This is a genomic window from Nocardioides epinepheli (genome assembly GCF_037936805.1).
In the GTDB taxonomy this organism is placed as follows: Bacteria; Actinomycetota; Actinomycetes; order Propionibacteriales; family Nocardioidaceae; genus Nocardioides.
The window spans coordinates 1-24,812 of the sequence record NZ_JBBMMC010000001.1 but is presented as its reverse complement, the minus strand read 5'-3'; the positions used below and the strand labels follow the sequence as shown (position 1 = coordinate 24,812).

Sequence of the window (24,812 nt, the reverse complement as noted above, 5' to 3'; positions counted from 1 at the left end):
GCCGCTGTGCTGGCCGTCGTCCTGGCGGTGCTGGCCGCCGGCTGTTCGTCCGACCCCGAGGATCCCGCGCCGGAGTCCGGCGGCTCGCCCGGACCGTCGGGTGCCTCGTCGGGTGCCTCGTCCGCCGCGACTCCCGACGACACCAGGTCCGGCGGCGCCAGTGTGCCGCCCCCCGCCACCGGCGAGGTCGATGCGCCGTCCCCGGGCACCGGGACGACGGTGCCACCTGAGGAGCAGCAGCCACCGCTGGAGGTCGGATCGGGCCAGGCAGGCCCGGTTCAGCCCGGGGTGCGGGTCCGGCTCGGCGCGCTCACCCGCGTCGACGCCGAGGCTGCGGCGCCGGGGGAGGTGTCGGGCCCCGCGGTCCAGGTCGAGGTGGTCGCCGACAACGCCACCGACGCCGAGGCGACCCTCGCCGCAGTGGTGGCGTTGTCCTACGGCCCCGACCAGACGCCGGCGCCCTTGTTCGCCGGCGAGTCCACCCCGCTGCCCGCCGTTCTCGCACCCGGTGACCGGGCCAGCGCTGTCTATGTGTTCGCCGTCCCCGCCGACTATGCTGCGCTCAGCGTGCTGGTCAGCTCTGGGGGGAATCGACCACTCGTCTTCAGCGAGACGCTGTGACCGGTCCACTCGGCGACGGAACACCTCCCCCCACCGTCAGAACCACCGCCGCTGAAGGAGAACCACGGTGACGTCACTACCGTCACGATCCGCTCGTCGCGTATCCGGACCTCTCGCGCTGCTCCTGGCCGCTGCCCTGGCCGTCGCCGGGCTGAGCCTGCTCTCTCTCGCTCCGGCCACCGCCGACTCCGCGCCGGCCGACCCGAGCGATCCCGCGACCCCGACCACCGTCACCGCCGATGCGCTCCCGACCGCGCAGATCAACGGTGTCGCGTGGGCCCAGGCGGTGGTGGGCAACGTGGTCTTCGTCGGCGGCGACTTCACCAAGGCCCGTCCGGCGGGTGCCGCGGCCGGGACGTCCGAGGTCAACCGCAGCTACCTGCTCGCCTACGACATCACCACCGGTGAGCTGCTGGCCGACTTCGCGCCCCAGCTCAACGGCCAGGTCCGCGCGCTCACGGTCTCGCCCGACAAGACCAGGCTCTACGTCGGCGGCACCTTCACCAGCATCGACGGCCAGACCCGCAACCGGGTCGCGGCCTTCAACCTGGCGACCCGGACCCTCGACCCGGGCTTCCAGACCAACATCAACTACGACGTCTACGCGATCGCCGCCACCAACGACAAGGTGTTCGTCGGGGGGAACTTCCAAAGCGTCGGCACCAACGCTCGCGGCTACCTCGCCGCCTTCACCACCAACGGTGCACTTCTGGACTGGGCGCCGCAGGCAAACGCGATGGTCCGCGCCCTGGCGCTGAGCCCGGACGCCACCAAGATCGCCGTCGGCGGCTTCTTCACCAGCCTCAACGGCTCGACCAACCCCGGCAACAGCCTGGCCCTGGTCGACACCACCACCGGAGCGGTCCTGCCGACCGCCATCAACTCGATCGTCCGCAACGGCGGCACCGACAGCGCCATCACCTCGCTGATCAGCGACGGCGACAGGTTCTACGGCTCCGCCTACTCGCTGGGCAACCGCACCGCCCTCGAGGGCATGTTCGCCGCCTCCTTCAACGGTGGCACCACCACCTGGATCGCCGACTGCCACGGCGACATGTACTCCGCCTACCCGCGCCAAGGCGCCGTGTACGGGACCGGCCACTCGCACTACTGCGGCAACATCGACGGCTTTCCCGAGACCACCCCGACCAGCTACCAGCGCGCGATCTCCTTCTCGGCGGCCGCCACCCGCCGGGTCACCCGCGAGCGGCTGGGCTACCAGAACTTCGAGGGCCAGCCCGCGCCCGAGCTGCTGACCTGGTTCCCGCGCCTCAACGCCGGCACCTTCACCGGGCTCAAGCAGGGGCCTTGGACGGTCACCGGCAACGACGACTACGTCGTGATGGCCGGTGAGTTCACCTTGGTCAACAACAAGCCGCAGCAGGGGCTGGTCCGCTTCGCCAGCCGCGCCCTGGCTCCGAAGTCCCAGGGGCCGCGGATCTTCGGCGCGGACAACTCCCTCAACCTGGTCGCCACCGGCTCCGGCCGGGTGCGGATCAACTGGCGCACCAACGAGGACCTCGACAACGAGTCCCTGACCTACCGGGTCTACCGCGATGTCCTGACCCGCGCCGGACTTCGCTACGAGAAGTCGCGGCGCGCCGACTACTGGGCTCCGGACACGATGGGCTTCACCGACTCCGGCCTGACCCCAGGCACCACCTACCAGTACCGGGTCTCGGTCACCGACCCCGACGGCAACATCGCCTACTCGCCCTGGACCTCGTTCACCGCGCCCACGACCGGAACCGGCGCCGGCACCGAGAGCGCCTACAGCCGCGCGGTCTACGACAGCCAGCCGTCCCACTACTGGCGCTTCTCGGAGAACTCGGGCAGCACGGTCGCCGACGCCTCCGGCTTCGACCCGTTGACCACGTCCGGCACGGTGACCCGTGGTGTCGCAGGTGCGATCGCCGGAGACGCCGATCGCGCGATCACCTTCAACGGTCTAAGCGGCTACGCCTCCACCCGCACCAAGATCGACCCGACCCAGGAGTTCTCCATCGAGGCCTGGTTCCGTACCGATCGCGCCGGTGGCAAGATCGTCGGCTTCGGCGATCGGGCTACGGGCTCGTCGTCGGCCGAGGACCGCAACCTGTACCTCAACAGCTCCGGTCGCCTGGTCTTCGGCGTCAACAACGGGTCGGCCCAGGTCGTCACGAGCAACGCCACCTACACCGACAACAAGTGGCACCAGGCGGTCGCGACCATGTCGCGCACCGAGGGGATGAAGCTGTACGTCGACGGCAGCCTCGTGGCCCAGCGCGCCGACGTCTGGTTCCCGCGCACCGGCTATGCCGGCTACTGGCGCGTGGGCTACGACAACCTGGCCAGCTGGCCGAGTCGCCCGTCGAGCTACTACTTCCGCGGCAGCATCGACGACGTCTCGATCTACCACCGGCCACTCACCGCCGCCGACGTCACCAACCACTACCGGGCCGCGACAGGCGCCAACCTCGCGCCGATCGCCGCCTTCTCGACCGCGACCACCGACCTGAGCGCGACCGTGGACGCCTCGGCCTCCTACGACGTCGACGGCACCGTCGCCGACTACCAGTGGGACTTCGGCGACGGCTCGACCGGCTCGGGCGCCACCCCCTCGCACACCTACGCCGCGGCCGGCAGCTACACCGTCACGCTCACCGTCACCGACAACAGCGGGGCGACCTCGTCGACCACACGCACGGTCGAGGTGCGCGCCGCCAACGCCGCGCCGAGTGCCGCCTTCACGTCCACGGTCGCCGGCCTGCAGGCGAGCTTCGACGCCGCAGGCTCGAACGATCCCGACGGATCGCTGGTCTCCTACGACTGGACCTTCGGCGACGGCGAGAGCGGCACGGGCGCCAACCCGACGCACACGTATGCCGCGGACGGCACCTACCCCGTGCAGCTCAAGGTCACCGACGACCGCGGCGCCACCGCGACCACGACCAGCCAGGTCACCGTCGCGGCACCGGTGATCGCGCCGTTCGCGCTCGACACGTTCAACCGCGTGGTCACCGGCGGATGGGGCACCGCCGACACCGGCGGCGCGTGGGTCCGCACGGGCACGGCCACGAACTTCGCGGTCTCCGGAGGCACCGGCACGATCAAGCTGGCCAACGCCGGCTCCGGGCCGCGGGTCACCCTGTCCGACGTCGCCTCCGCCGACACAGAGGTGCGAGTGAGGTTCACCGCCGACAAGACCGCCACGGGGAACGGCACCTACAGCAGCGTCGAGACCCGCACCACGCCCTCCGGCGACGCGTACACCACCCAGGTGCGCTGGTTGTCCGACGGCCGCGTCGACGTCAGCCTGATCCGCCGGGTCGGAGGCGCCACGACCGTGCTGGCCAACACCGTCCTGGCCGGGGTGCAACCCGGTGTCGGAGACTACCTCCAGGTTCGCGCCCGGGCCGTCGGCACCGGGCCCACGCAGCTGCGCGCGAAGGTGTGGCTCGCCGGGACCGCCGAGCCGGACGCGTGGACGCTGACCGCCGCCGACAGCACCGCCGCACTGCAGCAGCCCGGCGCGATCGCGCTCGCCCCCTACCTCAGCGGCACCTCGACGAACGCGCCGATCGTCGTCAGCTACGCCGATCTGTGGGCGGGACCGACCGGCTGACCCGGCTCACCTCGCGACGCGACCCGCGTCCTCCTGGCCGGTCTTCGACCGGAAGCCGGCCAGGTGGGCGAAGGTCAGCGTCCTGCCGTCCTGGCCGGGCCAGTAGACCAGGTCGGATGCGCGGTCGCTGCCGCGTCGGTAGAGGTTCGCATCGGCGGTGATGTGCAGCTCGCGTCCGCTCCAGCGACGGGAGTAGTCCTCGACGCACAACAGGCAGGAGCCGGTCGCGCCGGTGCCGGTCAGCCGGTTGTTGCGGACCTGGATGTGCTGGATCCGCCAGGTCAGCGGGAGGGTCGGGTCGCGCCAGCTGCCGGCTGGGTCGACGTCGCGGCTGTCCTGGACGATGTTGATCGGCCGCGTGTTGCCGGTGATCCGGTTGCGAACCAGACGGATCCGGTCGCTGCTGTTGACGTTGATGCCGTCCTCGCCGTTGCGTGCCACGACGTTGCGCGCGGCCACCGCGGTGCCGGAGATCTCGAAGCGCAGCCCGTGGTGCCGGTTGCCGACGAACCGGGAGCGCCTGACGGAGATGTCGTAGGCCGACTCGTCGAACCACAGGCCGGTGCCGAAGTTGCGTGCGAAGGTGCTGCGGGTCACGGTGATCCCGCGCGAACGGGTGAGCTTCACCCCGCCGGCGGCCGGGGAGTAGTTGAACCGCTCGTGGTTGTTGCGTTCGGCGCGCAGGCCGACGATGCGCAGGTTGCGGGCGCCGTTGGAGGTCATGCCGAGCATGCCGTTGCCGCTCAACGTCACATCGCGAAGCACGATCCCGGAGGCCATCACGTGCAGCCCGGTGGTGGCATTGTCGCGGATCCGCGAATGCAGGATCCGGATGCCGTCGGCCTCGGCGGTGACCGCCCCCATGTGCGGCACCGACGGGGCGAACCGGGAGACGTCGATCCCGTCGATCGTGACGTGGTCGGCCCGGATCTCCAGGGCCCGGATCAGTCGGCTGGCGGAGACCCGGTGACCGCCGGGGTCGCTCCCCACGATCAGCCGGTCGCCGCCGTCGTCGACGTAGAAGGTGCCGGCCCGGACCCGGGCAGGGCCGGCGACCTGGCGCAACCGCCGTCCGTCCACCCAGACCTGGTCGGGGTGGGCGGCCATCGGGTGCTTGCGGTTGACGAACTGCCAGTACTCCGCGGCACTGTCGGGCTCGCCGAAGGTGTAGGTGGGGCTGTGGTCGAACTCGGTGGTCCAGCCGGAGCGCACCCACGTGCTGCCCGAGCGGACGAATCCGGTGACCGGGCTCGCGCCGTCGAGCAGTACGGTGCCGCGCTTCGCCGCGACCAGGGAGAGGCCGGGCTTGTCGCTCGGGATCTCCACCGACTCGTGGTAGCGCCCGGGCCGCACGACGATCCGCTGGCCCGGGCGCGCCGAACTCACCGCGGCGCCGATGGTGCGCAGTGGGTGGGAGGCGGTGCCGCGAGCATGGTCGTTGCCGCGGACCGACACATAGAGCGTGCCGGACGCGTGGCCGCCGGAGTCGGCCGGCCTGACTGCTCGAGCAGGTGGGCTGGCGGACGCCGTGGGAGCCGCCAGCAGGCCCAGGCAGAGCAGCGCGGTGGCCAGGGCGGCCACCGATCGGGTCGGGTTCGGTCGGACAGTGTCCGGCCCGTGATGGGCAGGGTGCATCGTGGGGGATCCTCGGTGGTGATCGCCGCTGGGGGGAGCGGTCCTGGGGTGGGGTTCATCACAGCGAGGGAGCGGCCAGAAAGATACGGCAAGTGTCGGCAAACCCGCAAAGTCGGGGTGTCCTGCTCTGCTAGATTCGGCCGGTGCAGGCGCTGCAACAGACGGGCCGACGCCTCCGAGGCGGCCTCAAGCGGGTGGTGCGCGCGGGCGGCGTCGCCACGTCGGGGCTGCGGCCCGATCCCGACTTCCTGGTCATCGGCGCCAAGCGCGGTGGCAGCACCAGTCTCTACTTCGACCTGCTGGCCCATCCGGCCTACGTGCGGCTCTACCCGCCCCCGGTGCCGGGGCTGAAGAGCATTGCGACCAAGGGGGTCCACTTCTTCGACTCCCACTTCACCGAGGGCGAGCGCTGGTACCGCTCCTACCTGCCCACCCGGGTCACCCGTTCGCTCCACGAGCGACGACTCCGTGGTCCGAGCGTGGTGGGGGAGGCCTCGCCGTACTACCTGTTCCACCCGTGCGCCGCAGAGCGCGCCCACGCGATGCTCCCCGAGGTGAAGATCGTGGCGCTGCTGCGCGATCCGGTCGAGCGCACCTACAGCCACTGGAAGGAACGCCGCCGCGCCGGGGCCGAGGACCTCGACTTCGTCGCCGCCCTGGCCGCCGAGCCCGACCGGCTGGCCGGGGAGCGCGAACGGCTGCTGGCCGATCCGGCCTACCGCAGCTACGCCTGGGAGCAGCAGAGCTACGCCACGCAGAGCCGGTACGCCGAGGCGTTGGTGCCCTGGCTCGAACGGTACGGACGCGACCGGGTGCTGGTGGCGGCCAGTGAGGACTACTACGCCGACCCGCTCGACGTCCTGCGTCGCATCGACGAGTTCCTCGGGGTACCGCCGCGCACCAGTACGACGGGGGCGATCCGCAACCAGGCCCCCGGGGCACCGCTCGCCCCCGAGGTCCGGGCCCGGCTGGAGTCCGAGTTCGCCGCGCCCAACCGCGAGCTCGAGGCTCTGCTCGACCAGAGGTTCCCCTGGACGTCGTGAGCGCGTCGACGACCCACGTCGTCTAGGGTCGCCGCGGCTCAAGTCCCTCGCCGCCGGGACCGAACCTCCTCCATGTGAAGAGAAGGCATGGGATCGCTGCGCTGTCGGCGACGCTGATCCTCGCCTTTGTCGGCGCGGCCTTCGGGACCGCGCTCGCCGGCGCCCCCGCCGCCGCCGAGGAGCCCGCCGCGGCCTCCGCCTCCGCCGACCTGCCCGGCAGCCGACCGGTCGGGACCGCGCGCTTCGACGCGCCGGCCGGATCGGTCTACGTCTCGCCGTCCGGCAGCGACGGAGCCCCGGGCACCGTGGAGGCGCCGGTGCGCACCATCGCGCGCGCCATGTGGATCGCCCCGATCGGCGGCACCGTGGTGCTGCGGGCCGGCGAGTACAACGAGCGCGTCGTGGTCAGCAAGCGGCTGACCCTGCAGAACTACCCCGGCGAGGCGGCCTGGATCGACGGCAGCATCCCGGTCTCCGGCTGGCGTGCCGAGGGCGGTGACTGGGTCCGCGACGGCTGGACCTACCGATTCGACTCCAGCCCCACCTACACCCAGGGCGCCGCGGACGGCACCACCGAGGACTGGACCTTCGTCGACCGCGCCAACTACCCGATGGCCGCCCACCCCGACCAGGTCTGGGTCGACGGCAGCTTCCTGCGCGAGGTCGCCTCGCGCGACCTGGTGGTCCCGGGCACGTTCTTCGTCGACGACGCCGGCGCCCGCCTGGTGATCGGCAGCGACCCCACCGGTCGCACCGTGCGCGCCACCAACCTCGCCCGGGCCCTCAACGTCCAGGCGGCAGGCACCGTCGTCCGGGGGATCGGGGTGCGACGCTTCGCGACCTCGGTCCCGATGATCGGCATGGTCACCGTGGAGAAGCCTGACGCCGTCCTCGAGGACGTCGTGATCGAGGAGTCGGCCACCACCGGCATCAGCATCCTGGCCACCGGGGTCACCGTCCGCGGCCTGACGGTGCGGGAGAGCGGCATGCTCGGCATCCACGCCCGCTTCGCCGATGGCCTGGACCTGCGCGACGTGCTCTCCGAGGACAACAACCGCGAGCGGTTCAACAGCGCGCCGGTCTCCGGCGGGATGAAGGTCACCCACCTGCGCGGCATCACGATCCGCGACTCGGTCTTCCGGTCGAACTGGGGCCCGGGGTTCTGGGCCGACGAGTCCACCTACGACATCGACCTGGTGCACAACGAGTTCAGCAACAACCAGGGGCACGGCATCTCGCTGGAGCTCTCGGCCAAGGCGATCGTCGCGGGCAACCTGCTCCTCGGCAACCGCCGGTTCGGCATGAAGATCAACAACACCAGCGACGTGCAGATCTGGAACAACACGATCAGCGGCAGCGACCGCCCGGTCAACCTGGTGCAGGACACCCGCCGCAACACCAATCCGAACGCCAGCATGGTCGACAAGCGGCAGCCGTGGCCGCAGCCGGAGATGCCCTGGGAGGTCCAGGACATCACGGTGGCGAACAACGTGATGACGATGCCCGACCCGCGCGGCAACTGCCTGCTCTGCGTCGAGGACTACTCCTTCAAGGAGTCTGCCGAGCAGATGCGGATCAGCGCCCCCGGCAACGTCTACCACCGCAACTCCAAGACCGCCCCCAGCTGGGAGGTCGTCTGGTCGCGTGGCGCCGGGAACCCGGCCGTCTTCACCACGCTGGCCGCGTTCACCGAGCAGACCGGCCAGGAGCGCGGCGGCCGGGAGTACCTCGGCGCCGCGATCCTCGACCCCCGGACCGGAGCGCTCGACCCGGCCGTCGCCGCGCAGGCCGACCGGATCGGCGCACCGGTGCCGGCTGCGGTGGCCGCACTCCTCGGCGTCCGCACCGGCGCCCGCGCCCTCGGCGTCCTCGACGTGACCGCGACCGACGGCTCGGGCACCGGCTCGGGAACCGGCGACGGGGACGACGGCACCACGCCCCCCGGCACCGGGACCGGGACCGGGACCACCGAGCCGGGCACCCACACCGACGCGCTGCTCGCCTCCGACGACTTCACCCGAGCGGTGAGTCGCGGCTGGGGCCAGGCCCAGCGCGGCGGCCGCTGGAGCAGCACCAACGCCAAGGCCCGGCTCTCGGTCGGCGACGGGCGCGCACGGGTCCGGCTGCCGCGTCGCGCCACGACCCAGATCCGGCTCTCGGCGGTCCGCAGCTCGCGCACCGACACCGGCGTCCGGGCGGCCACGCCCGCGATCGGGACGAGCGTCGGAGTCCTCGGCCGCCACATCCCTGGAGCCGGCGACTACCGCGTCATCGCGACCCGCCTCTCCGGGAAGGCCGTCCGCATCGACCTCGTCCGCACCGTCGGTGCCCGCTCGGTCCGGCTCGACTCCGCGAAGATGCCGGTCGGGAAGGCCAAAGCCCTGCGGATCCGGCTGCAGGTCAGCGGCTCGGGCACCACCACGATCCGGGCCAAGATCTGGTCCAGTACCCGCCGCGAGCCGGGTGCCTGGTCGGTCACGGCCTCCGATCGCACGGGCAAGCTGCAGAAGGCCGGCGCGGTCGGCCTGCTCGTCGCCACCTCGGGGGCGGCCAGGGCGACCTCACGCGCGGAGTTCGACGACCTGCGCGTGCGCGAGCCAGCCGGCCGTTGAGCCGCCGCGACCGCCGCCCGGTGGTATTCTGCGAGGCAGGTTCGGGCGCTCGGATCGAGGCCTTTACTTCTCCGGCGGATCGGCCTCGCACCGTGGCTGCGAGCGGGGCAACTTGTGGTCGTCCACATCGGGCGACCTCGACCAGGCTGATTCAGGGGGCACACCGGTGACTCTGCTCGGGTTCCTCCAACTGCTGCGCAAGCGGTGGGTGAGCGTCCTGCTGCTGGCGGTCATCTTCGTGGTCGGCGCTCTCGCCGTGACCGAGGCGCTGCCCAAGCGGTACGCGGCTGAGGCGCGGTCGTTCGTCTCGATCACGCCGAGTGCCGAGGACCCCTCGACCGTCTACCAGAGCAGCCAGTTCGCCAACCAGCGGGTGAAGTCCTACACCCTGCTCATCGACAGCCCCGAGATCCTCGACGCCGTCATCGAAGATCTCGGTCTCGACACCACCGCGCGGCGCCTGGCCAAGGATGTGACGCTGGTCAATCCGCCGGACACCACCATCTTGACCGTGCAGGCCGAGGACTCCGAGCCGGCCCAGGCCGCGGCGATCGCCAACAGCGTCAGCACCCACCTGGCGGACATGATCGAGACCCTCGAGACGCCGCCCAGCGGTGGTACCTCCCCGGTCCAGGTCACCCTCACCACTCCGGCGACCTCCCCGAACTCGCCGGTCTCGCCGAATCGGAACATCAACCTCGCCCTCGGCCTGCTGATCGGACTGGCGGTCGGGGTCACCGTCGCGATGGCCCGCGAGCACCTCGACACCACCGTCCGGACCACCGACGACGTCGTCGCGCTGACCGGGCAGCTGCCCCTCGCCGCAGTCCCGGTCGACCCCGACGCCAAACGCACCGGACCCCTCGCCCTCGACACGACCAGTCCGCTGCTCGAGTCGTTCCGGACCCTGCGCAGCAACCTGCGGTTCTCCCACGTCGACAACCCGCCGCGCACCATGGTCGTGTGCTCGGCGCTCTCCGCGGAGGGCAAGAGCACCACCGCCCAGAACCTGGCCATCGCCCTGGCCCAGTCCGGGATCAAGGTGTGTCTGGTCGACGGCGACCTACGCCGCCCGACCATCGCCACCAACCTGGGCATCGAGGGTGCGGTCGGGCTGACCAACGTCCTCATCGACGAGGCGGAGCTGAAGGATGCGCTCACCTCGTGGCACGACGGCCTGCTCCACGTCCTGCCGGCCGGGACGATCCCTGCCGACCCGCCGACGCTGCTCGGCTCGGAGCACATGCGGTCCCTGCTGGTCGACCTGCGCAAGATCTTCGACTACGTGATCATCGACGCTCCGCCGATCATCCACGTCAGTGACGCCGCGGTCCTGGCCGACGCCGCCGACGGCGCCCTGCTGGTGATCCGGTCGGGCCGGTCGCGGCGCGACCAGGTGGCCTCCTCGATCGAGGTGCTCGCCACCGCCGGCGCCCGGTTGGTCGGGACCGTCCTCACCTTCGCGCCGACCACCGGCGACTACGGCTACGGCGTGCCGGTCCTCAGCGACCACGAGGTTCGTGACGCCGACGCGGTGTCCACCGCGAACGCGATCCGCCTGGTCTCCGACGACCGCTTACGCGCCGCAGCCGCTCAACGCGACGGCCGCCCCGGTCCGGTGAGCGAGGCCGGCGCCGGCAATGACGACGGCGATGGCGACGAGGCTGGGCCCGTCGACGACCAGCCCGCGGCCGATCGGGCAGCCGGTGCTGACCAGGACGACGAGCCCGAGCCGGAGCCGGCGCTCGAGGCCGATCGTGGGGAGCCCGCGCCTCGGCCCGACGGGCGCGAGGCGAGGCAGGGCCCGGCGTCGAGTGCCAAGGCGCTGGTTCACATTCCGGGTTCCCACCTGTCGAACCCCTTGCACAAGAGACGCAACAGGCGCGGCCGCGGCGACTAGGGCGTTCTCCCTAGCGAATCGTCAAGTCAGCGAATCGTCGGGTCAGCGTCCGGCGGAATGGTCGAGGCCGGCCGCAAGCGAGGCCGCCACCTGTTCCAGCCGAGGTAGGAGCTGTCGGTGGGTGACGCGGTGCGCAGTCGAGTGGGGGTCGAGCAGGTCGACGCCGGGCCGGACGCGCCACGGCCAGCGCGACTCCCGAGCGGCGGGGAGCTCGACCAGGCCGCGGACGTCGTCGAGTCGCGTCGCGATCTCGGTCAGGGGCACCCCCGCGGTGGACGCCTGCGCCGCGACGGCGGCCAGCAGGTGAGCCGCTTCGATCGCGGTGAACGTTCGCGCGGTCAGGGCCGGTGCCATCCGGGCGATCTCCGCACGGGTGCGCCGATCTGCGGCCAGCACGAGGTCTGCCTCGGCCACCTGGTGTGGGCTCAACGGGATCGGTCGGTGGGTGGCGGCCAGATCGTCGGCGTCAGGTCCGGGCGGCACCAGCGCTCGGATCTGGTCGCACCAAGAGAGCCGTGGGTCGGCCCGCCAGCCCGCCGTACGAACCTCGATGTCCAGGCCGGGGTATCGGCCCAGCAGGAGTGCGAGGGTGGGAGAGCGGCACACGTTCGCGCGGCACACCACCAGGACCTGACCGCGGTCAGGCACCGCGACCCTCCGCCCGCCCGGGGTCGAGCTCCGGCGCGTGGGTGAGATCGATCGACAGCGAGCACATCAGCATGAGCAGGAAGAGGACGTAGGCGTCGATCAGCCCGCTCGCGGTAACGCTGTAGATCAGCGCGAAGACGACCACCGGCAGCACCAGCGCCTGTTGCGGATGGCCCAGGCGCAGCGCACGCAGGAGGTTCCGCACGCACCACAGGGCGAGCAGGGCCAGCCCGATCGCGCCGCCTTGGACATAGGCCGAGACCCAGCTCGAGTCGAGGACCTGGGTGTCCCAGAACGTGCCGGACACGCCGACCGTCTTCGCGCTCAGGCCACGGCCGAACCAGGCCTGCCAGAACTCGTACGGCTGGTCGAAGGCGGCCGTCCAGGCGATCGTGCGCGAGTTCAGCGTCAGCACGCTGGCGTCGCCCCCGCGGTTGAAGTAGGCCGCGGCCATGCCCGAGGAGGCGGCCAGGTAGAGCATCGCCGGCAGCGCGACCGCGGCGAGCACGAACACGCCGCCGGGACGCCGGCGGTAGGTCAACGCGGCCAGGCCGATGGCCAGGAGCAGGGCCACCAGGCCGGTGCGTGAGCCGGTGAGGGCGACCAGGACGAAGAGCACCAATGTCGCCGCCTTGTCCAGGCGCGTGGCCCGGCGCTCCAGGAGCAGCCACACGTTCACCAGGACGGCGAAGCCGAACATCATCGCGAGATCGTTGGGGTTGAGCGGCAGGACGCCGCCGCGGAGCCGACCCTCGGTGGCCAGGCTCCCGGCGCCGGTCAGGGCGATCACGCCGCCGGTGAGGACGATCGCGTTGCGTGCGGCCCGCATCGTCGTCTCCACGGTGTGCGAGGTCATCACCAGCATCACCGTGGCCATCAGCAGCAGCACCCGCGCCGCGACGATCGCCGAGGCGACCAGCGCCCCGGCGGCCCAGCCACCGATCACCGTCACCGCGAGATACCCGCCCACCAGGACCAGCGTGGTGATCCCGAGATCGCTGCGCCGGCGCGCACCGCCCCACGTGAACCACGCCGCGGCGAAGGCGAGCACGCCGACCATCGACTTGGCCACCACGACCGGGTCCAGCCCGCCGGTGAAGTAAGCGCCCTGGCGCCAGGGCAGCACGCTGAGCAGGATCAGCACCCAGAGCACCGTCAGTCGCCGGTGCCGGCCGCGGGCGGGGGAGGTGCTCGGCTCGCTCGACGAGCCGGTGGACGGGCCGGGCGACGAGCCGATCGAGCCGGCGGCGGACAGCGTCATTGGACCTCGGACAGGAGCGGCGGGGCCCCTAGCCTAGTGGTCATCTGCATCGACGCACTACGGAACCACTGGTCGACGCCGGTCTCACGGGCCGGCTTCCGACCGGCCGGCGACGTCGTCCGCGGCCGTACCCGATGGCGTCGCAGCCGCCTGCTCGGAGCCCGGCAGGATCCGGTTGCGCAGCACCAGCGCCTGCACGACGAGCCCGCCGGCGATGACCAGCGGAGCCAGCACGACCGGTGCGCCGGTGAGGAGCAGCCCGGCGGCGACCGCGAGGGTCGCGACGGCCACCAGCACGGCGTTGCGGATCACCGCGGCCTGGCGCGCCCGCACCGCGGCCAGCGAGGCATAGGGCGCGTTGGCCGCGGTCGCGGCCGCGAACGCCGCCCACGCCAGCGCCTCGACCGGGTCGATCGAGAACGAGGACCCGGTGATCACCGGGCCGAGTGGACCTGCGAGCGCCGAGGCCAGTGCCCCAGCGGCGAGCGCGGCGACCGCCATCGCGACCGCGGTCCGGTCGGCCCGTCGCACCAGGCGCGACAACGGCGAGGTGCGATCACGGGCGTAGCTGGCGAACAGGTAGGTGCCCAGGCCCTGGATCACCAAGATCCCCGGAGCGACGTAGATCCGCGCGGCCTCGAGCCGGCCGAACGCCTCACGCCCGGCCTCGACGATCACCAGCACGCGCACCAGGGTGAGCAGCAGAGGCCGGATCGTCTGCTGGACCGCGCGCAGGCTGCCGTAGCTCCACACCGCGCGCAGGTCCGCGCGGCTCCACGACCAGCGCCGGTCCTCGGCCGAGAGCAGCGGCAGCCCGGCGAGGGTGCCGGCCACCTGGCCGACGACCAGGGCGACCAGCATCGCGTCCAGGTCGAGAGTGGCGGCCGCGGCCCAGACGCCCAGGGTCGCCAGGGAGGCGACCAGGCTGACGCCGTCGACGACGACCACCGACCAGAAGCGCAGCTCTGCCATCAAGATCCTGCGGAGCAGCCCCTCGAGCAGGAATGTCGCCGAGGCGGCGGCGACGATCACGCCGGTGACGAGATCGACCACGCCGAACCCGACCAGCGCCGCGGCGGTGAGCACGCTGGCCGCGGTCGTCGAGGACAGCGCCCAGTGCTGGAGCGCGGCCCGGATCGGCGGCTGGCTCCGGTCCAGCACGGTCAGCGAGTCACCGACCAGGCCCCCGGTGAGCGCCGAGCTGGTGACGATCACGCTGTAGATCAGGGCGTAGGTCCCCAGCCCACCGGCGCCGAGGGTGTGAGCCACGATCGCCTGGAGCCCGAAGCTCAGCAGAGCCTGTGAGAGCTGCGCGGCCACGGCGCCGCCCACGACGGCGACGCGCCGGCCCACGCCTGCGAGGCGGCTCGCCCTGGAGTGCGGTCGGCTCATCGGGCGGACTCGTCGAACGCGGCCAGGATGGCGGCGTCGAGGACGTCGCCGGGTTCGGCCTGCCGCATCCGCTCCTCGACGACCGGCCGGTAGTGCGCCACCGCCGCCGGGGCCAGCGGACCCGGAAGGGGCGTGCCCCGGACGGCGCGGCTGCATGCGGCGAAGTAGGTCTGGTCGGCGCCGGCCGGAGCGGTGCGCCAGTCCTCCCAGTCGAAGAGCCAGACCCGCCCGCGGTGGTCGCGGCGCAGGTTCCACGGGGTCAGATCATGATGGGCCGGTGCCTCGCCCGGGCCGGGCGGCTCCAGCGGCACCGTCAAGGGCTCCAGCAGCGCCCCGACCTCCTCGAAGAGACCCTCCGGCGCACGCAGGACCGGGGTGTGTGGGCGCTCGAACACGCACTGCTGGGCCGACCACCACCAGTCCCCGGCATGACCCAAGCCCAGCGGCCGGGGTGCCGAGAACGTCGACGGCGACCGGTCGGCCAGGACGGCGAGCGCCTGCTGCTCGCGTTCGAGCCCGGCGGGCTCGTCGCGCACCTTGAGCACCGCGAGTGGCCGCCCAGCACCGAGCCCCACCATGGTCAGGCCCACCCGGTGCCGCTGCCGGCGACGGTAGACCGCGACGTGCTCGACCCGGCCGATGGCGCTGCGCCACTGCTCCAACAGTTCGCTCCAGGTGGCGTCGTCGCCGGGGAGATCCAGCGGGCTGCTCGATCCGGGCAGTACCCGGGCGCCGGCCGCCCGCACCGCCCAGTACGCCGCGCGCTGGATCGCCAGTGCGCGCGGCGAGCTGGCGGTGTAGAGGCAGACGCCCAGCGCCGCGCTGCGCCGGTCGCGCATCGAGACGAGCACGCCGTTGTCGTTCGGGGGGAACCGCTTGACCAGGGTGGGGTCCCTCGGCGAGGGCGGCGTCCGCGCGCCGGTGGCCCTCATCGCGCTGCTCCTGGAGGGCCCATCGGCGCCCACGACGTGCTATCAATGCCGCGACGGCCGGACCCGGCCCACGACCGGCCGAGGGAGCGAGCGCGATGTCCAGACCGACATCCACCGTGGTGATGGGGCACCACACCCCCGACGTGTACGGCTCGGACCTGCAGCTGCTGGAGTCGGTCAGCGCCCTGGTCGACGCCGGGCACCGTGTCGTGGTGACGCTCCCGGGCGAGGGCCCGCTGACCCCGCTGCTGCGCGAGCGCGGGGCGGAGATCCGCACCATCGAGGTGCCGGTGCTGCGCAAGAGCGCCCTGACGCCGTTCGGGCTGATCGGACTGGCCGCGCAGATGCTGCGGCGGCTGCCCGCGATGGTGCGGCTGCTGCGCCGCGAACGCGCCGCGGCGGTCTACGTCAACACCGTGACGGTGCCGCTGTGGTTGGTGGCGGCCAGGATCGCCCGACGGCCGGTGCTCTGCCACGTACACGAGGCACAGGATGCCGGACCCCGGCTGCTGCGGGCCGCCCTGGCCGCGCCGCTGCTGCTCGCGGACCGGGTCCTGGTGAACAGCCTGGCCTCGCGCCGGGCGCTCGCCGACGCGCTGCCGCGGGCGGTGCGCCACGCGACGGTGGTCTACAACGGCGTCTGCGGCCCGCCGGCCGACGAGCCGGCCGACGAGCCGGCTGGAGGCAGCGAGGCGAGGTCCGGTCAGGGGTCGCCGGCCGATCGCATCGTGATGGTCGGTCGACTCTCGCCCCGCAAGGGGACCGACGTGCTCGTGGCGGCGCTCGCGCGGCTGGTCGGCGAGGGCCGCGACGTCGCGCTCGACCTGGCCGGCACCGCGTTCCCCGGGTACGAGTGGTTCGAGGAGGAGCTGCGGACCCGCGCTGCAGCCGACGACCTGCGCGGTCGCGTCGTCTTCCACGGCTATCTCAACCCGGTCTGGGACCTGCTGGCGGCCGGCGCCGTCGTCGTCGTGCCCTCGCGGCTCGAGCCGTTCGGCAACACCGCGGTCGAGGCCCAGCTGGCCGGGCGCCCGGTCGTCGTCGCCGGCGTTCAGGGACTCACCGAGATCGTCACCGACGGCGAGACGGGGCTGGTGGTCCCGCCCGAGGACGACGCCGCGCTGGCCGCGGCGATCGGCCGGGTGCTCGACGACCCCGCGCTCGCCGTCCGGCTCGCCGCGGCCGGTCGTCGTTCGGCCCAGGAGCGCTTCGGCACGGCGGCCTACCGGGCTCGGATCCGTGCGGAGATCACCGGGCTGCTCGACCGCTGAGCCGATCGTGGCTGGTTGGCTCAGGGTCGGTCGCCCCCGGTACGGGCCGAGCGCCTTCGGCCCGACGCGGTGCCGTGGGTCGACTCGCCCGCCGCCAGCCTGATCGCGAGGCTCTCGTAGCCGTCGGTCACCCGGTCCCAGTCGTAACGCTCGCGGGCGCGCTCGCGAAGGGCCTGCCCCGAGGACACGGTGGCCTCGGCATCGGCCTCGGACTTCTCCACGAGGCGGGCGATGTCCGCCGTCGTGGTGAAGAACCCGGCCGTCTCGCCGAGCACCTCGCGGTTGAAGTTCACGTCGTAGGCGAGCACCGGTGCCGCAGCGCCCATGGCACGCAACAGGGAGGGATTGGTGCCGCCGACGGAGTGACCGTGCAGGTAGGTGAGCGCGTTGGCGTACAGCGCATTGAGGAGCGCCTGGTCCCACAGGCCGCCGGTGAGCGTGATCCTCTCGTCGGCTTCGGCAAGCGTCCGGATCCGCGTGTCGTAGGCGCCTTCGTAGGGATTGCTCCCGACGACGACGAGGGGCTGCTGCGCCGAGGAGGCGTGGTAGCCCTCGAGGATCTCGGCGACGTGGTTCTCCGGCTCGAAGCGGGCCACCACCAGGTGGTAGCCGTGCCGCTCGAGGCCGAGGGAGGCCAGCAGCTCGGTACCAGGGTCATCGAGGATCGGCGCGCCGTAGGCGATCACGTCGGTCTCGATCCCGAACTCGTCGCGGTAGTAGTCGGCGATGCCCTGGGCATCGGAGATCAGCCGGTCGCCGAGCCGGACCGCGATCGACTCGGCTCGCCGGTAGTACTGCTGGCCCGACCCGCTCCACTTGCCGCGCTTCCACTCCAGGCCGTCGACGTGCACCGCGACGGGGATCCGCCGCGCCCGCAGCAGCGGCAGCAGCGGGGCGTTGGCGGAGTTGAACACGAACGCGACGTCGGGTCGCTGCCGGGCCACCACGTGACCCAACGAGATGGCCGAATGGCTCAGCGTCTCCAGGGAGCGCCGGGGCACCGCGGGCAGGTGGACCAGCCGCATCCCCAGGTACTCACGCATGGTGGGGTCCTCGGCGCCGCGACAGTAGACGGTGACCGCGTGACCGCGTGACGCCAGCCGGGAGCCGATCTCCTCGACCGCCGTCTCGAATCCGCCGTAGCGCGCAGGCACGCCGCGCGTGCCCACCATGGCCAGTCGCACGGCGTCCTCAGTCCTCGGGGGCGAGGGTGAGCAGGTCCTCGCGCTCGGCGGGGATCACCGCGATGTCGCGGCTGCCGTGCACGGTGAGCAGGTCGTCGCGCAGGAGCGCGGTCGCGTCGATCTCCATCAGCGTGACGTCGGCGACGACCCAGAAGCGGTAGGACCGCTCGGCCAGCCCGGCCAGCAGTGCGCGCAGCTTGGGCGTCTCGCGCAGCACCTCGACGAGGATCGTGGCGCGGCGCTCGACCAGTGGGTCGAGGATGGGCTCGAGCACGAGGTGCTCGGAGCCCTCGATGTCGAGCTTGACCAGGTCGACGCCGTCGGCGAGCTCGGTAGCCGGCACGGCCGGCACGGTGATGCTCCCGGAGGCCGGCCGCCGGGCCTCCACGCCCTCGGTGGCGTCACGGACGAACGCGCCGGTCGGGGTCGCGTACCGCTCGAGCTCAGGGAGGGCCAGCTCGACACTGGTGATGTCCGGGGACCCGACCGCGGCCGCCTCGACGAGGTCGACATTGGTGATCCGGTTCAGCTCCAGGTTGCGGCGCACCGTCGCCGCCGACGTCGGGTGGGCCTCGACGGCGCGGTAGGGCACCGTCGGCGCGGCCAGCGCTCCTTGCACGGTGTAGTAGCCGATGTTCGCGCCGACCTCGAGGATCGCGGTCGCGTGAGTGCAGAAGTGGCGCCACCAGTGCACCTCGTGGCCCTCGATCGCCTCCTCGCCGTACCAGTACAGGAGCCGCACCAGACGCGAGTCGACGGCGGCCAGCCGGATCCCGTGCGGGCCGGGGACGGTGACGGTGCCCATGCCGGAGAGGTCGCGGTGCCGAAGGACCGAGCGGAGGACGCCGCGGCGTTGGGCACCGCGGATGGCCGACAGCGGGACCAGGTCCAGGGCTCGCCCCATCGCGACGCGCGACAGCACTCGCCCGCGGTCGAGAACCGAGCTCTTGGTGACCACGCGCGGAAAGTATCAGCGGCGCACGGGTCCCCGCGGGGAAACGGCAGAACCTACCCAACACAGGCGGCGAACCGGGTGTGAGTGGGTCATCGGGTAGGGCGACAGGCCACTAGGCTGCCCCGGTGACCTTCGAACCCCGTACCGCGCCCGCCGACATCGTCGCCGACGACCACCTCCTGGCCGCCTGGCTCGCCGAGGAGGCCGGACGCCGGCTCCTCGAGGTCCGCGAGGAGGGCCTGGAGGGCCGCGAGCTCAAGGACGCCGGCGACCGTGCCGCGCACGAGCTGCTCATGGAGCTGCTGGCGCAGTACCGCCCGGGGGATGCCGTGCTGTCGGAGGAGGGCAAGGACGACAAGGCGCGGCTGGAGGCCGACCGGGTCTGGATCGTCGACCCGCTCGACGGCACCCGCGAGTTCTCCGAGCCGCCGCGCGACGACTGGGCCGTGCACGTGGCGCTGTGGGAGCGCGGCGCCGGTTCCGAGGGCGACCTCACCGCCGGGGCGGTCGCCCAGCCGGCGCTGGGGGAGACCTTCAACACCGCCAACCCGCCGGTGGTGCCACGGGCCACGAGCGAGAGCCCGCGCATCGCCGTCTCTCGCAGCCGCCCGCCGGAGTTCGTGCACGGCCTGGCCACCGAGCTCGACGCCCAGCTGGTCGCGATGGGATCGGCCGGCGTCAAGGTGCTCTCGGTCGCCCGCGACATCACCGACGCCTACGTCCACGCCGGCGGCCAGTACGAGTGGGACAGCGCCGCCCCGGTCGCCGTCGCGCGCGCCGCCGGCCTGTTCACCAGCCGCATCGACGGCAGCCCGCTGCGCTACAACCAGGACGACGTCTACCTGCCCGACCTGGTCGTGTGCCGTCCCGAGCTGGCGGAGAAGATCCTCGCCTGGATCGAGGCCAACGGCGTCTGAGTCGGTTGGGCCGGCGCGACAACTCGGTCGCGGACACCTCGCGACGCGTGGAAGGCTCGCACGGGTGACCTCGTTCATCTCGCACACGACCATCGACTGCCGCAACGCCTACGAGCTCTCCGAGTGGTGGAAGCAGGTGCTCGGCTACGTCGACCTCGCCGGCGACCCCAACGAGCCCGGGCACGAGGAGTGCCTGATCCTCGATCCCGACACCGGGCATCGGCTGCTGTTCATCGAGGTGGAGGCCGACGCGGCCACCGAGCTGCCGGGCAAGCGGATCCACTTCGACGTCGTCCCCCGCGAGGGCACCCGCGACGAGGAGATCGCCCGCATCCTCGCCCTCGGCGCCACCGAGGTCGCCGACCACCGCGGCAAGTACGGCCCCGGCACCGGCTGGGTCACCCTCGCCGATCCCGAGGGGAACCAGCTGTGCGTGCTGCGGTCCGAGGCGGAGCGGGCGGGCTGAGCCCGGGCCGGGATTTCCCCGGTCGACCGGGGAAACCTGAACTTGGCGGGCGATATCCCGGCCGACAAGTTCAGGTTTTGCCCGTCAAGTCGGGCCTCGTGGGCGGTGGGGCCGGCCGGCGCGGATAGGGTCGCCCGGTGTCAGGGGTGGTGCTGGGCTTCGTCACCGTCGCGGTCCTCATCGGGTTCGGGAGCGTGCTGGCGCACCTGCGCATCCTCGACGCCGCCGGCCAGCGCACCCTCTCGGCGGTGGCGTTCTTCGTGGCCAGCCCGGCGCTGCTGTTCACCGTCCTCCAAGACAGCGACGTCCACGGGCTGTTCTCGGGCAACCTGATCGCGCTGACCGCCGCGGTGCTGGTGAGTGGCGCGGTCACGGTGGCGATCGCCGTCGCGCGCCGCCGGGACCTCGGCGAGAGCGTGATCGCCGCTCTCTGCGCGGCCTATGCGAACGCCGGCAACCTCGGCCTCCCGATCGCCGCCTACGTCCTCGGGGACGCTGCCCTCATCGCACCGCTCCTGCTGCTCCAGCTGCTCGTGCTCCAGTCGCTGGCGCTCACGATCCTCGACGTCGCGGTGAGCGAGCAGCGCCCGTCGCGCCGCCGGATCCTCAGCCGGCCCGTGCGCAACCCGATCACGCTGGCCAGCGCCGCCGGACTGGCGGTCGCGCTCGCCGGCATCGAGGTGCCCCGGCTGGCCGCCGAGCCACTGGAGGTACTCGCCGGGATGGCGGTGCCGGCGATGCTGCTGGCCTACGGCGTGAGCCTGCGGCTCGGTCCGCTGCCCGGCCGCGGCGTCCCACCCGGGGAGCTCGGGCTCGCCGTCGTCCTGAAGCTGGTGGTGCAGCCGGTCACGGCCTACCTGGTCGGCCGGCTTCTCGGCCTCGACGACGCCGCCCTGCTCGCGGTCACCGTGATCGCCTCGCTCCCCACCGCGCAGAACGTGTTCATCATCGCCAACCGCTACCGCCGCGCCGAGCTGCTCGCGCGCGACGCGATCTTCGTGAGCACGATCGGGTGCGTGCCGGTGATCTTCATCGTGGTGGCGCTGCTGGCGTGACGGTGTGCTTCAACGTGCGGACCGCTCGGGCGAACAGCGCGTTCTCGTCCAGGGTGCCCGCCGGGGCCGGTCGGTTCGGGCTCCCGCCCCAGAATCGGATCGTCAGCACGGTCCCATCCCGCTGGGTCACCGCCACGTGGCCGTAGCCCCAGCGGTAGTCCCGGTTCCTCCCGATCTGCCCGATCTGCTCGATGCCGGGTTTCGTTCGCTCGGGGCGGGCCGGCACGTAGACGAGGACCCATAGCTGAGGCCCGTCGACCAGCCCCGACGGCGTCCCGAACGTGGCGGAGAAGTTGTAGTTGCGGTGGCCGTCGTCGGAGGGCCCGCCGACCAGCCGCGTCGGCGTGAGGTGGTGCTCGAAGGCCGCGACGATCGCCTCCCACTGCCGCCGCCCCTCGTCGCCGAGTGGACACCACCTCTGCGCGCGGTCCTTGCGCCGGCAGGTCCGCTCGTAGTCGAAGGCGATCGCGTCGTCGACCGGCACGACCTGCGGCGGACTCGTCGAGGTCGGAGTCGCTGGAGACGGTGTCGTCGAGGTCTGTTGGGTGGCGGCTGGAGGATCGGGCTCGCCGGAGCAAGCCGACAGGAGCGCGACCGAAGCGGCGAGTGCGGCGATTCCGGTCGCGGCCGCGCGACAGCGGCGCTGCGGTGCCTGCCCCATCGCCCGATCACCTCGCTCGCGGCTGTTGCCATTAGAAGTGACCGTGCCGACGCCGTCAACAGTCGCTGTGACCTGTCGGGCTCGATCCGTAGGCTGTGCCCCGCGTCGCACCGAGCGACCCGAAAGGGAGGCCATGGCCAGCAAGCAGCACGCCGCCGACACTCACGACCTGATCCGCGTCGAGGGCGCGCGGGTCAACAACCTGCGCGACGTCAGCGTGGAGATCCCCAAGCGCCGGCTCTCGGTGTTCACCGGGGTCTCGGGGTCCGGGAAGAGCTCGCTGGTCTTCGCCACGATCGCCGCGGAGTCGCAGCGGATGATCAACGAGACCTACAGCACCTTCGTGCAGGGGTTCATGCCGTCGATGGCGCGTCCCGACGTCGACCACATCGAGGGCATCACCACCGCGATCCTCGTCGACCAGGAGCGGATGGGCGCCAATGCCCGCTCGACGGTCGGCACCGCCACCGACGCCAACGCGATGCTGCGGGTGCTGTTCAGCCGGATCGGCGAGCCCTTCGTCGGGCCGCCGACGGCGTTCGCGTTCAACGTGCCCACCCGCAAGGCCAGCGGCGTGATGACCTCGGTGACCGGCGAGAAGCGGGTCGCGCGCAACGAGGTCTACCTCGGCGGCATGTGTGCCGAGTGCGAGGGCCGCGGCACCGTCTCCGAGCTCGACTTCGCCGAGATCATCGACGAGTCGAAGTCACTGGTCGAGGGCGCGATCCTGGTGCCCGGCTACACCGCCGACGGCTGGATGGTCGCGCCCTACAAGGAGGTCGTGCCTCCCGACGTGCCGATCAAGGACTCCACCGACGAGCAGCGCGCCGACCTCCTCTACGCCGAGCCGCGCAAGGTGAAGGTCGACAAGATCAACATCACCTACGAGGGCCTGATCCCCAAGATCCGCAAGTCGATGTTCAGCAAGGACGTCGACTCCCTCCAGCCCCACATCAAGGCCTTCGTCGAGCGCGCCGCGGTGTTCGCGCCCTGCCCCGAGTGCGAGGGCACCCGCCTCAACGAGGCCGCCCGCTCGGCCAAGGTGGCCGGCAAGGGCATCGCAGAGGTCTGCGCCATGCAGATCACCGACGCCGCCGAGTGGGTCCGTGGCATCGAGGACAAGTCGGTCGCGCCGCTGCTCAAGAGCCTGCTGCACCTGTTCGACTCCTTCGTCGAGATCGGCCTGGGCTACCTCTCCCTCGACCGTCCCGCCGGCACCCTGTCGGGCGGCGAGGCCCAGCGCACCAAGATGATCCGCCACCTCGGCTCGGCCCTCACCGACGTCACCTACGTCTTCGACGAGCCGACCGTCGGCCTGCACCCGCACGACATCGCCCGGATGAACAACCTGCTCGGCGACCTGCGCGACAAGGGCAACACGGTGCTCGTGGTGGAGCACAAGCCCGAGACCATCCGCATCGCCGACCACGTCGTCGACCTCGGCCCGGGCGCCGGCACCGGCGGCGGCGAGATCTGCTTCGAGGGCGACGTCGCGGGTCTCGAGGCCTCCGACACCCTCACCGGCCGGCACCTCAGCTACCGCGCGAGGCTCAAGGACGAGGTCCGCGAGCGCACCGGTGCCCTGGAGATCCGGGGCGCCGCGAGCCACAACCTGCGCGACGTCGACGTCGACGTGCCGCTCGGCGTCCTGTGTGTCGTCACCGGCGTCGCGGGCTCCGGGAAGAGCTCGCTGATCCACGGCTCGGTCGCCGGCCACGACGACGTCGTGGTGATCGACCAGAGCGGCATCAAGGGCTCGCGGCGCAGCAACCCCGCGACCTACACCGGCCTGCTCGAGCCGATCCGCAAGGCCTTCGCCAAGGCCAACGGCGTCAAGCCGGCGCTGTTCAGCGCCAACTCCGAGGGCGCCTGCGAGAGCTGCAACGGCAACGGGATGATCTACACCGAGCTCGGCTTCATGGAGACCGTCGCCACCGTGTGCGACGAGTGCGGCGGCAAGCGCTTCCAGGCCGAGGTGCTCGAGCTGACCTTCGGCGGCCTCAACATCGCCGAGGTGCTCGACCTGCCGGTCACCGAGGCCCATGCCTTCTTCTCCGGCAGCGACGGGCGCGAGGGGAAGGTGCCGGCCGCCGCCGCGATCCTCGGTCGGATGGAGGACGTCGGCCTCGGCTACCTGCGCCTGGGCCAGCCGCTCAACACGCTCTCTGGCGGCGAGCGGCAGCGACTCAAGCTGGCGATCCGGATGGGGGAGAAGGGCGGGGTCTACGTGCTCGACGAGCCGACCACCGGCCTCCATCTCGCCGACGTCGAGAACCTGCTCGGCCTCCTGGACCGGCTCGTGGACGCCGGCAAGTCGGTGATCGTGATCGAGCACCACCAGGCCGTCATGGCCCACGCCGACTGGATCATCGACCTCGGGCCCGGCGCCGGCCACGACGGCGGCCAGGTGGTCTTCGAGGGCACCCCCGCCGACCTCGTCGCCGACGCCTTCACCCTCACCGGCCAGCACCTCGCCGAGTACGTCGGAGCCACCGACGGAGGTTGACGAACGCCCGCGGCCGGAGGTCGAGCAAGCGAGCTGCCAATACGAGGCCGGAGGTTGAGCAAGCGAGCGCCAGCTGTTCTATACCGCGAGGTTGGTGACACCGGGGGTGCGGGTGACTGGGGGTCTTCCGGCTAGTGCGGTGTGGGGTC

18 protein-coding genes are annotated in these 24,812 nt (G+C 72.0%); 10 read left to right on the top strand and 8 right to left on the bottom strand.

What is annotated here, in order from left to right; translation table 11 throughout:
- Positions 1 to 6: 6 nt before the first annotated feature.
- Both WMR31_RS00090 and WMR31_RS00085 read left to right on the top strand, forming a co-directional pair.
- A complete protein-coding gene (locus WMR31_RS00090) occupies positions 7 to 621 on the top strand; it encodes a hypothetical protein (RefSeq protein ID WP_340536698.1) in 615 nt (204 codons plus the stop codon).
- A 67-nt stretch (positions 622 to 688) separates the two neighbouring features.
- On the top strand, positions 689 to 4,225 hold the full coding sequence (locus WMR31_RS00085; protein WP_340536697.1) for a PKD domain-containing protein: 3,537 nt from the start codon (positions 689 to 691) through the stop codon (positions 4,223 to 4,225).
- A 6-nt stretch (positions 4,226 to 4,231) separates the two neighbouring features.
- Here the strand turns inward: WMR31_RS00085 and WMR31_RS00080 are convergent, their stop codons facing one another.
- On the bottom strand, positions 4,232 to 5,860 hold the full coding sequence (locus WMR31_RS00080) for a right-handed parallel beta-helix repeat-containing protein (RefSeq protein ID WP_340536696.1): 1,629 nt from the start codon (positions 5,858 to 5,860) through the stop codon (positions 4,232 to 4,234).
- Between the two features lie 143 nt (positions 5,861 to 6,003).
- On the opposite strand from WMR31_RS00080, the gene WMR31_RS00075 reads away from it, so the two are divergent.
- The 3 genes from WMR31_RS00075 to WMR31_RS00065 all read left to right on the top strand — a co-directional run bounded on the left by WMR31_RS00075 (position 6,004) and on the right by WMR31_RS00065 (position 11,415).
- Positions 6,004 to 6,903, top strand: a complete 900-nt coding sequence (locus tag WMR31_RS00075) for a sulfotransferase (protein WP_340536695.1) — start codon at positions 6,004 to 6,006, stop codon at positions 6,901 to 6,903.
- A 74-nt stretch (positions 6,904 to 6,977) separates the two neighbouring features.
- The gene (locus WMR31_RS00070; protein WP_340536694.1) at positions 6,978 to 9,515 is read left to right on the top strand and encodes a right-handed parallel beta-helix repeat-containing protein; all 2,538 of its coding nucleotides are present in this window, start codon (positions 6,978 to 6,980) and stop codon (positions 9,513 to 9,515) included.
- 166 nt (positions 9,516 to 9,681) lie between these two features.
- Positions 9,682 to 11,415, top strand: a complete 1,734-nt coding sequence (locus WMR31_RS00065) for a tyrosine-protein kinase domain-containing protein (protein ID WP_340536693.1) — start codon at positions 9,682 to 9,684, stop codon at positions 11,413 to 11,415.
- A 42-nt stretch (positions 11,416 to 11,457) separates the two neighbouring features.
- Here WMR31_RS00065 and WMR31_RS00060 read toward each other — a convergent pair whose 3' ends face one another.
- The 4 genes from WMR31_RS00060 to WMR31_RS00045 all read right to left on the bottom strand — a co-directional run bounded on the left by WMR31_RS00060 (position 11,458) and on the right by WMR31_RS00045 (position 15,648).
- Entirely contained in the window at positions 11,458 to 12,063 is a 606-nt protein-coding gene (locus WMR31_RS00060) for an arsenate reductase/protein-tyrosine-phosphatase family protein (protein WP_340536691.1), read from the bottom strand.
- Positions 12,056 to 13,324: an O-antigen ligase family protein gene (locus tag WMR31_RS00055; RefSeq protein WP_340536690.1), complete on the bottom strand. Its 1,269-nt coding sequence runs from the start codon at positions 13,322 to 13,324 to the stop codon at positions 12,056 to 12,058. The genes WMR31_RS00060 and WMR31_RS00055 overlap by 8 nt, the downstream gene beginning before the upstream one ends.
- Before the next feature lie 84 nt (positions 13,325 to 13,408).
- On the bottom strand, positions 13,409 to 14,716 hold the full coding sequence (locus tag WMR31_RS00050; protein ID WP_340536689.1) for a hypothetical protein: 1,308 nt from the start codon (positions 14,714 to 14,716) through the stop codon (positions 13,409 to 13,411).
- The gene (locus tag WMR31_RS00045; protein ID WP_340536687.1) at positions 14,713 to 15,648 is read right to left on the bottom strand and encodes a hypothetical protein; all 936 of its coding nucleotides are present in this window, start codon (positions 15,646 to 15,648) and stop codon (positions 14,713 to 14,715) included. Before WMR31_RS00045 ends, WMR31_RS00050 begins: the two co-directional genes overlap by 4 nt.
- Positions 15,649 to 15,743: 95 nt before the next feature.
- Between WMR31_RS00045 and WMR31_RS00040 the strand changes: the two genes are divergently transcribed.
- Positions 15,744 to 16,919 (top strand): glycosyltransferase family 4 protein, encoded by a 1,176-nt coding sequence (locus WMR31_RS00040; RefSeq protein ID WP_340536686.1) that lies wholly within the window; start codon positions 15,744 to 15,746, stop codon positions 16,917 to 16,919.
- Between the two features lie 20 nt (positions 16,920 to 16,939).
- On the opposite strand, the gene WMR31_RS00035 is transcribed toward WMR31_RS00040, so the two are convergent.
- Both WMR31_RS00035 and WMR31_RS00030 read right to left on the bottom strand, forming a co-directional pair.
- Positions 16,940 to 18,103 (bottom strand): DUF1972 domain-containing protein, encoded by a 1,164-nt coding sequence (locus WMR31_RS00035; protein WP_340536685.1) that lies wholly within the window; start codon positions 18,101 to 18,103, stop codon positions 16,940 to 16,942.
- Between the two features lie 7 nt (positions 18,104 to 18,110).
- Positions 18,111 to 19,061: an FkbM family methyltransferase gene (locus WMR31_RS00030; protein WP_340536684.1), complete on the bottom strand. Its 951-nt coding sequence runs from the start codon at positions 19,059 to 19,061 to the stop codon at positions 18,111 to 18,113.
- A 122-nt stretch (positions 19,062 to 19,183) separates the two neighbouring features.
- On the opposite strand from WMR31_RS00030, the gene WMR31_RS00025 reads away from it, so the two are divergent.
- The 3 genes from WMR31_RS00025 to WMR31_RS00015 all read left to right on the top strand — a co-directional run bounded on the left by WMR31_RS00025 (position 19,184) and on the right by WMR31_RS00015 (position 21,496).
- Positions 19,184 to 19,975 carry a 3'(2'),5'-bisphosphate nucleotidase CysQ gene (locus WMR31_RS00025; RefSeq protein ID WP_340536683.1) on the top strand — a complete coding sequence of 264 codons (792 nt, stop codon included), beginning with the start codon at positions 19,184 to 19,186 and terminating at the stop codon, positions 19,973 to 19,975.
- Positions 19,976 to 20,039: 64 nt separating this feature from the next.
- Positions 20,040 to 20,441, top strand: coding sequence for a VOC family protein (locus WMR31_RS00020; RefSeq protein WP_340536681.1), 402 nt, complete (start codon positions 20,040 to 20,042; stop codon positions 20,439 to 20,441).
- 137 nt (positions 20,442 to 20,578) lie between these two features.
- Positions 20,579 to 21,496, top strand: coding sequence for an AEC family transporter (locus tag WMR31_RS00015; protein WP_340536680.1), 918 nt, complete (start codon positions 20,579 to 20,581; stop codon positions 21,494 to 21,496).
- On the opposite strand, the gene WMR31_RS00010 is transcribed toward WMR31_RS00015, so the two are convergent.
- A complete protein-coding gene (locus WMR31_RS00010) occupies positions 21,471 to 22,157 on the bottom strand; it encodes a hypothetical protein (protein WP_340536679.1) in 687 nt (228 codons plus the stop codon). The two genes, WMR31_RS00015 and WMR31_RS00010, sit on opposite strands and share 26 nt — an antisense overlap.
- Positions 22,158 to 22,290: 133 nt before the next feature.
- Here WMR31_RS00010 and WMR31_RS00005 point away from each other — a divergent pair, with 133 nt between their 5' ends.
- Entirely contained in the window at positions 22,291 to 24,663 is a 2,373-nt protein-coding gene (locus tag WMR31_RS00005; RefSeq protein ID WP_340536678.1) for an ATP-binding cassette domain-containing protein, read from the top strand.
- Positions 24,664 to 24,812 lie beyond the last annotated feature (149 nt).

What these genes read in the sequence shown, in the direction of transcription:
- WMR31_RS00045 (WP_340536687.1), bottom strand. Translation starts at nt 15,648, where the DNA reads ATGAGGGCCACCGGCGCGCGGACGCCGCCCTCGCCGAGGGACCCCACC.
- WMR31_RS00050 (WP_340536689.1), bottom strand. Translation starts at nt 14,716, where the DNA reads ATGAGCCGACCGCACTCCAGGGCGAGCCGCCTCGCAGGCGTGGGCCGG.
- WMR31_RS00010 (WP_340536679.1), bottom strand. Translation starts at nt 22,157, where the DNA reads ATGGGGCAGGCACCGCAGCGCCGCTGTCGCGCGGCCGCGACCGGAATC.
- WMR31_RS00080 (WP_340536696.1), bottom strand. Translation starts at nt 5,860, where the DNA reads ATGCACCCTGCCCATCACGGGCCGGACACTGTCCGACCGAACCCGACC.
- WMR31_RS00055 (WP_340536690.1), bottom strand. Translation starts at nt 13,324, where the DNA reads ATGACGCTGTCCGCCGCCGGCTCGATCGGCTCGTCGCCCGGCCCGTCC.
- WMR31_RS00040 (WP_340536686.1), top strand. Translation starts at nt 15,744, where the DNA reads ATGTCCAGACCGACATCCACCGTGGTGATGGGGCACCACACCCCCGAC.
- WMR31_RS00005 (WP_340536678.1), top strand. Translation starts at nt 22,291, where the DNA reads ATGGCCAGCAAGCAGCACGCCGCCGACACTCACGACCTGATCCGCGTC.